Consider the following 10,959-nt stretch of genomic DNA (forward strand, 5'->3'; position numbering starts at 1 on the left):
AATGCTTGTACTGAAGGCTTTAATAACAAAATTAAAGTTATTAAAAGAAATGCCTTCGGCTTTAAAAACTTTGATAGGTTTAGAAATAGAATTCTTCATTGCTGTAATTAAAGTAAATTATAATACCAAATTTTAGAAAACCAACTCCCGTTGGTCTTTTTGTTCTGCAATTTTTTGCAGGGGACTCTCCCCCATCCAACCTATCTTTATAAAATCACTCTCAAACAAGAAAGGACAGGCATTCTAATTGAATACCCGCCCCAACAATTGACAAAGAGCCTTAAAATATTTTATCTGATAAATTTTTACCTTTGCAAATATTATGGACAGTTTATTCTTAAAGTTCTCTTAAGGTATTTTAAAAAGGTATATTTTATAAACTGTACAAACATAATATTTATACTTAAAAACATAATTCAGCACAGGATGTTCCCAGATTGAAGGTATCAAAGAGAGGATAATATTGTGAAGATATGACTTTTCGAACAAAGAAACGATTAAATTTTTTTGAGTAGCTAAACGCTTAAGAATTACTTATCTAATCACAGATGAACTTTTTTTAACAACCTGAATAAAATTTTATTTATTAATAAAAAACTGTGAAGGAACTTCATTTTTACATCCTTCACAGTTTATATGCTATACCAAAATATACAAATCTAAAGCTTTTTCCTCTGATTTGATAAAATCAAAAATATTATTCACTTACTCTTCTTATTATTCCTATTGGAGTTGATTGATGTCCTTGTCCTAATGGATTATCCTTTAGTATTTTAACAATTTTATTCTTATCAATATCCTTATGGGATACTCCAAGCACATTTCCACCTAAATCATTTATATCAACAATACAAACCTTAGCACCTATTCTTTCAGAAATTTTCTTTGCCGCTTCATCTGGATCCTTTGGACCTAATACAACATATTGATTAAATGGTGGTATCGTTCCTGATGTTGGGCCATCTATTGAAGCTGCCTTTGGGCCAGCAATTTTATAGAATACTCCCTTTATTTTAAATAGCTTTGTAAAGATTGCTGCACAGAAGGCTGCAAATAATATCCTAATTACTCCACATTCCTTTATAGCAAAGTGCATTGTTTCTGGTATTCCAAGACCTATACCGTGTGGTGATTTATAAACGAATTTAGATAAAAACTTTGCAAGTCTTGATGGTTTAATTTCAGACATTTTATATGCTCTTCCTTGGGAGATTGCTACACTCTTTTCTGAAATAAACACTATATCTCCCTCTTGAAGAACATCCTTGGTATATTCATACACAATATCCTCAATTGGGTCGCCAACCATTATTAACCTTGTCTTTATTGGTATTCTTGCATATTTTTCCTCTTCAACCTGTCTTATTAATTCCTTATTTTCATTTGCTGCAAAATCCATCCTTTCTCCTCCGCTTCCTATCTTTTTTATTCAAAATTATACCCATATTATATAAAAATATTACCTTTTTATATATAAATGGTATATTTTTCTTGTAGTTATTTTAAATAGGTAAAATATCTCCAAATTTAAGAAGTTGTGACCTGGTGGTTAATTCTAAAATTAATATAGACTCCCACGCCCAAAGGGCTGTCCAATCCTTAAAAATACCGATTACATAACTAATCTTAGCTTTACCATATAATCATTTTATATTTTATGTATTTATAAGTCAAGCAACATTCAACAACCATTTAATAGCGTTAAGGGGACTTTTTAATTAATTTTGTTTGAAAAATTAATAAATCAATATATTATCTGGTAATTTTACTAAAAATAATATATAATGTATATGTTAATATTTAGTAAAAGAGGTGATTTTATGCGTTGGTCCCTTGATAATCTTTATACCTCCTTTGATAGCAGGGAGTTTTTAGAGGACAACAATAAAGTTTTAAGTTTAATCGAAGAATTAAAAACTTGGAGCAGAGAAAACTTTAATTCACAGGAAAATGCACAGGAAAAAATTCAATTCTTTTTAGGCAGGGTCAATGAGTTATCAAGCTTAATTTATAAAATTGCTGCCTATTCTGAACTTTCCTTAAGTGTTGATGCAAAAAACAATAAGGCACTTATGTATCTTGAAAAGATAGAAAAAACCATATCTGAAACCACTGAATTTGATGTAGCCTTTAAAAAATGGCTGTCTAAGTTAGAAAACGTTGAGGAAATCATAAACTCCTCCGAATTTATAAAGGAACACGAGTTTATCTTAAAAGAATCAATTAAAGATGCAGAACATATGCTCTCTGATGAACAGGAAATAGTTATTTCTAAAATGAAAAACACAGGTTCAAGTGCCTGGGCAAAACTACAGGAATTTTTAACCTCAACCCACACAGTTGAAATATCACTTGAGGGCGAAGAAAAGAAGCTTCCTCTTCCTGTTGTTAGAAATATGGCATATTCTGAAGAAGAGTATGTCAGAAAGACTGCCTACTTTGCAGAATTAAAGTCCTACCATAAGATAGAAAACTCCTCTGCCGCTGCATTAAACGGAATTAAGGGGGAGGTTATTAATCTATCTAAATTAAGAGGTTATGAATCTCCTCTACATATGACGCTAAAAAACAGCAGAATGGACAAGGAAACTTTAGATGCAATGCTTGAGGCAATAAGAGAATATCTTCCATACTTTAGAAATTATCTAAAGAAAAAGGCAGAACTTTTAGGACACAAATCTGGTAAGCTCCCCTTTTATGATTTGTTTGCCCCAATTGGTAAGGTTGATATGAAGTTTACATACGATGAGGCAAGAAAGTTCATAGTTGAGAACTTCAAGAGCTTCAGTAGCGAACTTGCTGATTTTGCAGATAGAGCCTTTGAGGAAAATTGGATAGATGCAGAGCCAAGGGAAGGAAAAAGAGGGGGAGCCTTTTGCTATAACCTACATCCTATTAAAGAGAGCAGAATTCTTGCAAACTTTGATGGAAGCTTCTCTAATGTAACAACAATAGCCCACGAGCTTGGACACGCATACCACGGAAACTGCCTAATAGATGAAACCTTCTTAAATTCAAACTACCCTATGCCTATTGCAGAAACAGCATCAATCTTCTGCGAAACACTTATAATAGACGCTGCACTTAAGATAGCAAATAGGGAGGAGAAGATTGCTATACTTGAAAACTCTCTACAAAGTTCAACTCAGACTATAGTTGATATATATTCAAGATTCTTATTTGAGGATGAGGTATTTAAGAGACGTGAAGACCATTCACTTTCTGTTGAGGAATTTAAGGAAATTATGCTTGATGCACAAAAGAAGGCCTATGGAGATGCATTAGATGAAAAATATATGCATCCATATATGTGGGTAAACAAGCCTCACTACTACTATGCAGACGCAAATTACTACAACTTCCCATACGCATTCGGAGAACTATTTGTTAGAGGTCTTATTGCAGAATATAAAAAGCGTGGAAGTGAGTTTGCAGAGGACTACAAAAAGCTATTATCATTAACAGGTAAAAACGATTTATATACCCTTGGAAAAGAGATGGGATTTGACTTACATTCAGTAGATTTCTGGAGAAGCTCCCTTGAGGTTATAAAAGAAGAAATAGACACCTTCATAAGTGCCACCCAGGTGAAATGTGAATAATCCATATTTTTCATAATACAATTTTAAAGACACCATAATTATAAAGTTCCACTAACTAATAGTGGAACTTTATGTCTTTTACGATTATCTACAAAAAGTAATAACACCTCATTATAACTATTTTTTAGATATATAGTATTGTTATAATACTAATTTTATTAACAATTCCTACTTAACATATTTTGAAAAATGTCACATTTCACCTGGGTGGCACCTTTTGTTCAGGTGGGATTATTTCGTAATTTGTATTAATTATTTTAGTATTATTTACATCCATTGCTTTATTTTTATCTTTATTTACTTTAGTTTTAGGCATAGTATCTACCTACAATTCCTAATTATTATTTTAGCAGGATTTTATATTTTATGCTACTACATTCAAAATCTTGATATGTTATAAGTGATGAGGATGCCAGTTTAAAAGAGGAAGTAGCATTTTCTGCCACTTCCTCTTTTAAGGTATCAATTATTAATTTCAATGGAGCATATCCCTTTTAATTTCTTCAACTTCTTTTATCGAAAGATCCGTTAATTCTGCAACTGTTTCAACATCCAACCCTTTTCTTAACATCTTTTCAGCAGTCAATCTTTTTCCCTTCTGTATTCCTATCTCTATTCCTTCATTTCTACCTTCCATTCTACCTTCTTCTTTTGCTTCAATTAATCTGGTTTTTTCATCTCTTAATGCTGCCATCTTTGCTTCATACGCCATTCTTGCTTTCTTAGCTTCTCTTATTATTTTTAAAAAGTTATCTTCATTTTTTATAGTCCCCTTATCCATATTTTTACCTTAGTTTAGCATATTTTTCCTTATTTCCTCGATATCTGTTATTTGCAACCCTGTAACTTCAGCAACTGTTTCAACATCTATCCCTTTTCTTAACATTCTTTCAGCTACTTCTTTTTTCCCTTCTATCTTGCCTTCCATTCTTCCTCTTTCTTCAGCAACATGCAACCTAGTCATTTCATCCCTTATTGCAGCCATTCTTGCTTCGTATTCCATTCTTGCTTTCTTATCCTTACTTATTACCTTTAGAATATTGTATGCATATTTGATGTCTTCATTCTTCTTTGAAAGCACATCAATCACCTCCTTGTTNCCATCTATGAATTCCATCCACATTACCAGTGGATCGTCTTCATCCTTCGGTACTTCATCATTATGAAGCTTACTTAATTCTAAGAAGTGTATCTCTAACACGTCTGTTAATTTATACTTTGTTTCATCTTCAAATATGTGGTATGTTGAGCTTAGTTTTTTAAGTGGTGTAACATCAAAGTCTACTATGTTTATGGTTATGCACTTTTTTAGGTCTGTGTATTTTCCACCTGATTCTATTTGCTGTGTGTACATCTTACTCCAGTAAAAGAGTGTTCTCTCTGCCATGTAACCACTGTCTAAAATTTGTACTTCTATGTCTATTTCCTTTTCATCTTTTGTTTTTACTCTTACATCTAGTACGCCCTTTTTATCTTTCTTATGATTCTTTATTAGTTCACTATTTATTATTTCAAGCCCTTCTAACTCTTCCTTAGGTACTCTTAAAACTGCACTTAAGAATGAGATTAATATTTGTTTATGCTTTTCATTACCAAATATATGCTTAAACACAAAGTCTATTTTAGGTGGTATTATTTCATAGTTTGTATTAATTATATTAGTATTATTTACATCCATTCCTTTATTCCTTTTAGTTTTAGGCATAGTATCTACCTCCAACATTCTTATTATTATTTTAACAGGATTTTGTATTTTATGCTACTGTTTATATAGCTTTAGCATTTTGGCTTAAATGTTAAAAGGGAAGGCTTTTGCTTTTTAGCATCACCTTCCCCTTGTTATTCTACAGGTTTAACATCTATTTGAATCTGCCTTCCTATTTCTTCTCTTTCAGCTTTACTTAAGTCATTTTCAAAAGCTTCAACAGCTAATTGCCTCATTATTAATAAACGTTGCTCTAACATATCAAGAATTTGTATTCTATATTTTACCCATTGAAGCTCTTTTATTAATTCTTCTTTATCATCCATAATTTCAAACACTTACATCTATTATTCTTCCTAAGTTTGGATCAACACTCTTTTCAATCATCTTAACTGTTTCATTAGCAGTTTGTTTTCCTGTTTCCATTGCAAGCTTCATTACTGCAAGGCTTGTTTCTTGGGCTACTTTTGCTTGGTTTAGGCTTATTGATAGGGCAGCTATGTCCATGGTGTGAACCTCCTTCTTATATTAAAAGAGCCATAGCAATTTTTCTCTGCTCCTTTGGTATATTTATTATCTTAATATTTGTAGTACTCCTTGTGGTATTTGGTTAGCTTGTGCGAGCATCGCTTGTGAAGCTTGTGTTAATATATTCTTTTTACTAAATTGCATCATTTCTTTAGCCATATCTACATCTCTAATTCTTGATTCTGCTGCTGTTAAGTTTTCACTTGATGTTCCAAGGTTAGCTATTGTGTGTTCAAGTCTGTTTTGGTAAGCACCAAGTTTTTCTCTTTCTTGAGAAACAGAAATTATAGCATCATTAATCTTAGTTATAGCATCTGAGGCACCATTATATGATGTTACATCTAATTTATCTATACCTAAATTATTTGATGCCATTGCATTTAAACTTATTGACATGGTCTGATCCTCATTAGCCCCAATTTGTGTCGTAATAGAACCATTTACTGTTATTGTTGTATCTGCTGTATTGCTCTTTAATTCGAAGCTCAAACCGTCAGCATTTCCTCCTATAACAGTTACTTTATTTCCATTTTATACCAATAATGCACCTATTCCGAAATTCGCTGCAGTTAAGCCACTCGCATTAGAACCACTATAATTTTGATTTGTAGAATTTGAATAATCTACACCATGTATTATATCCGCTGATGCAACAATAGACAATTTAGCATCAGCACCAATGTCTTCAGTATAAATCTTTAATGTAGAACCTGTACCAGTAAAATCAGCTTTAACACCTGAGACAGATGTATTAATTCTATCTGCAAGAATTTGATAAGTATCAGTAGCTCCTACACTAATTGTTACTCCATTTATCGTTAATGTACCAGCAGCCTTTACAGTAGCAGATGCAGTAGAACCAGTATTTGTACCTGTAGTTGCTGCTTTCGCTAATGTAGCCGCTGAAGCATTAACTGTATAAGTTTCCTGCTTAGTATTAGAAGTTACATTAACACTACCCAAAATATTACCATTTGCAACAGAAGTCCCACTTGATCCATTTAACAATTTTCTTGTATTAAATTCGGTTGTGTTTGCAATTCTATCTACTTCACTCACTATTTGATTAATTTCTGTTTGAATTGCCTCTCTATCTTCTGACACATTCGTATCATTTGCAGATTGAACAGCAAGTTCTCTCATTCTTTGAAGAATGCTGTGAGTTTCATTTAATGCACCTTCTGCTGTTTGGATAAGTGATATAGCATCTTGTGAGTTTCTTGATGCTTGCTCAAACCCTCTAATTTGTCCTCTCATCTTTTCTGAGATTGCAAGACCTGCTGCGTCATCTCCAGCTCTGTTAATTCTTAGACCTGATGATAGCTTTCCCATTGACTTTCCAGCGTTTTAAGTGTTAACTCCCAACTAACGATATTTAACAATTTTTACTATGTAATTTTGAAATTATTTAATCCTTTAAATTCCTTGATTTTCAAGGCTTCTTAGACTCACATTGCTACTTCTTTAGTTGATTTTTATTTATTTTAAGCTTTTTTCTTATCATCTTTAGGTTGTTTTAGCTTATTTTATGTTTAAGTTTTCTAATGGACACCAACATTTGTAATTCATGGATTTTATCTTTTTAGAATTAATTCAACTTCAGCTTTGTAACCGTACTTTTTAAAGAATTCAATTAATGCAACTTCAACAATTTGGTTTTGATTTACCTTCTTCTCTTTGCTGTAATCTGTAATTAATTGAGCTAATGGTTCCTTCATGTAGATTGATTTAGTTACTGCAACCCCCTTTATTATAAATTTAGGTATGGTTAACACTTCTTCTTTATCTCTTTCTGCTTCAATTAACCTTCTTAAGATTATCTCATTTTTCTTTAAGTAATTTATGAATTCATCATCAATTAATTTAGAATTAATTGTACTTTCATCTGCATCTATTTCTTCATCTTCTATTTCTTTTACATCTTCATTTTTAACATAGTTATTAATGTATGCATCCCATTTGAAACCTTTAACTCTCATGTATTCTGCTAGCTCCTTATGGTCAATGAATCCAACCTCCTTTGCTATTTGTTTAACATCCATTGTACCTTTTGAGAACAGTTTTATTACTTGTCTTGCTCTTATATCCGCTATTTCTATTTCTTCATCCACATTTCCCTTTACATCTTCATCTGGAAGAGCATAATTTTTAATGTACTTATCCCAATGGTAGCCATTTCTTCTTAGAAACATATCCATGCTCTTGTAATTTTTATAGCCTACCTCCTTAGCTATTACTTCTCTATCTTTCCCCTCAGCTATCTTTTGTAAGAATACCTTTGCATTAACTGCATCATTATATTCTAGTATGTACTTAGCATTGTATTCTGGTACTTCTTGTTTATATCTTATTATTTGTACCACTTTCCCATCTTGTATTTCCCTCTTTAAGAGATATACTTGTAGGTAATCTTTTTCTCCTTCAAGATTATTGTACAAGTCTAGAAGTAGCATTTGTATGTCTGGTGGAATGATTCTTTGTATGCCAACTGTTATGTATATGTTATCCTTGATTTGTTTGTACATTTTAGATTACTCCCTTCTCTTTTAATGATGTGTATTTGCCTTGTCCAATTATGATGTGGTCAAGAAGGTTTATGCCAAGGATGTTTCCTTCTTTTTTATTCTCCTTGTGATGTTTATGTCTTCTTCACTTTCCTTTGGGTCTCCTGATTGGTGATTATGAAAGAGTATGATTGATGCGGCATTTGAAAAAATTGCAGCTTTGAAGACTTCTCTTGGATGAACTATGCTTGAATTTAGGCTTCCTATGCTTACTATTGAAATGCTTAAGGGTTGGTTTTTAGTGTCAAGGCAGCAGAGCCTGAGCTTTTCTCTGTCACTGTCTTCAAGAAAGTTTTTGACAAGGTTTACTGCATCTTCTGGTTGATTTATTTTTCTTATATCTATTACAAAAGTTCAATTGCTCTTTGTTTATCTTCCCTTGAGGTGTTGATGTAGAATTGTGCTGTTGTTTGTATGTTTGCATGTCCTGCCAGCTTTGCAACTGTAGTTAGGTCTACCCCTTTTCTTATGAGTCTTGTGCAGAAGGTATGCCTGAACTTATGTGGCTTCATGATGATGTTTAGCTTCTTTCCATGTTTTCTTAAGAGCTTATTTACTGTGTCTTTGTCAATCTTCTCTGCTCTTTGCGTTAGTAGCAGGTATTCACTTTGATTTAATTTATGTTCCTTTCTTTCCCCTTCCATGTATTCCTTTATGGTATCCTTTAATTCTATCTTAATCGGTACTTCTCTGTATTTACCTCCCTTACCTACTATCCTTAGTGTTAATGAAAGTAAATCTACATCTGCTACCTTTATATTTACTAGTTCACTCACTCTAACTCCTGTAAAGAGTAAGAGCATGATTATTAGTTTATCCCTTTGACTTACCTTGTTATTATCGCTTATGTAGAAGAGTATCTTTTCTATTTCTTCATCTGAATATATTTCAACTTCTCCTTCACTTCCTTTTGCTATTTTTATTTTATCTTTATTTGGAGCTACCACTCTTTCATGGCAAAGTCCATTTAGAATTAGAAATTGGTTGAAGGCATTTAGACTATTTATCTTTTTATTTATGGTGCTTATGGTGTAGTTTTCTTTGAGGAGATGGTCTTTGTATGATGTAATGTAGAAACGGTTTAGATTACCATTGAAGGCTATGCCCTTATCTTTAAGGTAATCTAAGAACATCTTAACATCACCTGTGTATGAGATTATGGTCTTTTGCATCTTACCTTCTTTGATTAGGTATTCTTCGAAGTCTTTAAGGATTTCTATTGCCATTGTCTATTCCTCCTTATAATTTACTTAAATTGAAAAAGAGGAAGCAGCGTTTTCTGCCACTTCCTCCTTTAAGGTATTTATCTTTTTAATTAATGTACTTGATTATTCATCTCTAATTTTATCTTGTTTATTTCTTCTTCAGTAAGTCCTGTAGCTTTAATTATCATTGACATATCAGCACCTAAAGATATTAAATTTTTAGCTACATTTATTTTTTCCTTTTTCATTCCTATTTCTATTCCTTCATTTCTTCCTTCCATTCTTCCTTCTTCTTTTGCTTCAACTAATCTGGTTTTTTCATCTCTTAATGCTGCCATCTTTGCTTCATACGCCATTCTTGCTTCCTTATCCTTACTTATAACTTTTAAAAGGTCATATGCATAGTTTATATCTTCATTTTTTCTTGAAATCATATCGATCACCTCCCGTTTACCATCTATGAATTCCATCCACATTACTAATGGGTCATTTTCATCCTTTGGAATCTCATTATCGTACAACTTTTTAAGTTCTAAAAAGTGTATTTCTAAAACATCTGTTAATTTATATTTAGTTTCATCCTCAAATATATGGAAGGTTGAATTTAGTTTCTTAAGCGGAGTTACATCAAAATCTACTATATTTATTGTAATACACTTTTTAAGCTTTGTGTAATCTTGTCCTGATTCTATTTGCTGAGTATACATCTTCCCCCAGTAAAACAAAGTTCTTTCAGGCATAAACTTACTTTGCAGTATTTGAACTTCAATATCTATTTCTTTTCCATCTTTAGTTTTTACTCTTACATCCAGTATCCCCTTTTTATCTTCCTTATAGTCCTTAGGTAGCTCTGGATTCAAAATTTCCAACCCCTCAAGCTCTTCTTTAGGAATTTTTAATGCAGCATTGAGGAATGAAATTAATGCTCTTTTATGTTTAACGTCACCAAATATATACTTAAACACGAAATCAAATTTAGGTGGAATTATAAAATTTTCATCATATATTTCTGCAGCAGTTTCACCTTCAACAGTATTTCTAAATTCATCATTCATAGTATCTACCTCCAATTCCTTATTATTATTTTAGCAGGATTTTGTATTTTATGCTACTACATTCAAAATCTTGATATGTTATAAGTGATGAGGATGCCAGTTAAAAAGAGGAAGCAGCNNTTTCTGCCACTTCCTCCTTTAAGGTATTTATCTTTTTAATTAATGTACTTGATTGTTCATCTCTGATTTTATCTTATTTATTTCATCTTCAGTAAGTCCTGTAGCTTTAATTATCATTGACATATCAGCACCTAAAGATATTAGATTTTTAGCTACATTTTTTACTCCTTCCATTCTTCC

The 10,959-nt window shown here is 32.1% G+C and carries 11 protein-coding genes and 2 pseudogenes; 2 read left to right on the forward strand and 11 right to left on the reverse strand.

Features of this window, described 5'->3' with window-relative positions; genetic code table 11:
- Nucleotides 1-111: transposase (locus A3M9_RS14505; RefSeq protein WP_156897908.1), on the forward strand; the 111-nt coding region annotated here is incomplete at its 5' end.
- A gap of 586 nt (nucleotides 112-697) precedes the next feature.
- Here the strand turns inward: A3M9_RS14505 and A3M9_RS0111505 are convergent.
- Nucleotides 698-1,399, reverse strand: a complete 702-nt coding sequence (locus tag A3M9_RS0111505) for a coenzyme F420-0:L-glutamate ligase (RefSeq protein WP_027309333.1) — start codon at nucleotides 1,397-1,399, stop codon at nucleotides 698-700.
- A 421-nt stretch (nucleotides 1,400-1,820) separates the two neighbouring features.
- Between A3M9_RS0111505 and A3M9_RS0111510 the strand changes: the two genes are divergently transcribed.
- Nucleotides 1,821-3,602 carry a M3 family oligoendopeptidase gene (locus A3M9_RS0111510; protein ID WP_027309334.1) on the forward strand — a complete coding sequence of 594 codons (1,782 nt, stop codon included), beginning with the start codon at nucleotides 1,821-1,823 and terminating at the stop codon, nucleotides 3,600-3,602.
- A gap of 475 nt (nucleotides 3,603-4,077) precedes the next feature.
- Here A3M9_RS0111510 and A3M9_RS13895 read toward each other — a convergent pair whose 3' ends face one another.
- The 10 genes and pseudogenes from A3M9_RS13895 to A3M9_RS0111555 all read right to left on the reverse strand — a co-directional run bounded on the left by A3M9_RS13895 (nucleotide 4,078) and on the right by A3M9_RS0111555 (nucleotide 10,659).
- Entirely contained in the window at nucleotides 4,078-4,383 is a 306-nt protein-coding gene (locus A3M9_RS13895; RefSeq protein WP_027309335.1) for a hypothetical protein, read from the reverse strand.
- A gap of 9 nt (nucleotides 4,384-4,392) precedes the next feature.
- The gene (locus A3M9_RS0111525; protein ID WP_242826205.1) at nucleotides 4,393-5,307 is read right to left on the reverse strand and encodes an Rpn family recombination-promoting nuclease/putative transposase; all 915 of its coding nucleotides are present in this window, start codon (nucleotides 5,305-5,307) and stop codon (nucleotides 4,393-4,395) included.
- Nucleotides 5,308-5,441: 134 nt separating this feature from the next.
- On the reverse strand, nucleotides 5,442-5,633 hold the full coding sequence (locus A3M9_RS0111530; RefSeq protein ID WP_027309337.1) for a hypothetical protein: 192 nt from the start codon (nucleotides 5,631-5,633) through the stop codon (nucleotides 5,442-5,444).
- Nucleotides 5,634-5,637: 4 nt separating this feature from the next.
- Nucleotides 5,638-5,814, reverse strand: a complete 177-nt coding sequence (locus A3M9_RS14510) for a YjfB family protein (RefSeq protein WP_073250313.1) — start codon at nucleotides 5,812-5,814, stop codon at nucleotides 5,638-5,640.
- A 66-nt stretch (nucleotides 5,815-5,880) separates the two neighbouring features.
- Entirely contained in the window at nucleotides 5,881-6,324 is a 444-nt protein-coding gene (locus A3M9_RS15085) for a flagellin (protein ID WP_370882858.1), read from the reverse strand.
- A gap of 503 nt (nucleotides 6,325-6,827) precedes the next feature.
- Nucleotides 6,828-7,167 (reverse strand): annotated as a pseudogene (locus A3M9_RS15090) (flagellin); the annotation flags it as partial.
- A 242-nt stretch (nucleotides 7,168-7,409) separates the two neighbouring features.
- Entirely contained in the window at nucleotides 7,410-8,360 is a 951-nt protein-coding gene (locus A3M9_RS0111545; protein WP_027309338.1) for a DUF960 family protein, read from the reverse strand.
- A gap of 1 nt (nucleotide 8,361) precedes the next feature.
- A pseudogene (locus A3M9_RS14515) lies at nucleotides 8,362-8,744 on the reverse strand (RadC family protein).
- Nucleotides 8,744-9,625, reverse strand: a complete 882-nt coding sequence (locus A3M9_RS0111550; protein ID WP_198011971.1) for a tyrosine-type recombinase/integrase — start codon at nucleotides 9,623-9,625, stop codon at nucleotides 8,744-8,746. Before A3M9_RS0111550 ends, A3M9_RS14515 begins: the two are co-directional and overlap by 1 nt.
- 89 nt (nucleotides 9,626-9,714) lie before the next feature.
- Nucleotides 9,715-10,659, reverse strand: coding sequence for an Rpn family recombination-promoting nuclease/putative transposase (locus tag A3M9_RS0111555; protein ID WP_051350729.1), 945 nt, complete (start codon nucleotides 10,657-10,659; stop codon nucleotides 9,715-9,717).
- Nucleotides 10,660-10,959 lie beyond the last annotated feature (300 nt).

Origin of the sequence: Caloramator sp. ALD01 (assembly GCF_000472625.1) — a bacterium.
In the GTDB taxonomy this organism is placed as follows: Bacteria; Bacillota; Clostridia; order Clostridiales; family Caloramatoraceae; genus Thermobrachium; species Thermobrachium proteoclasticum.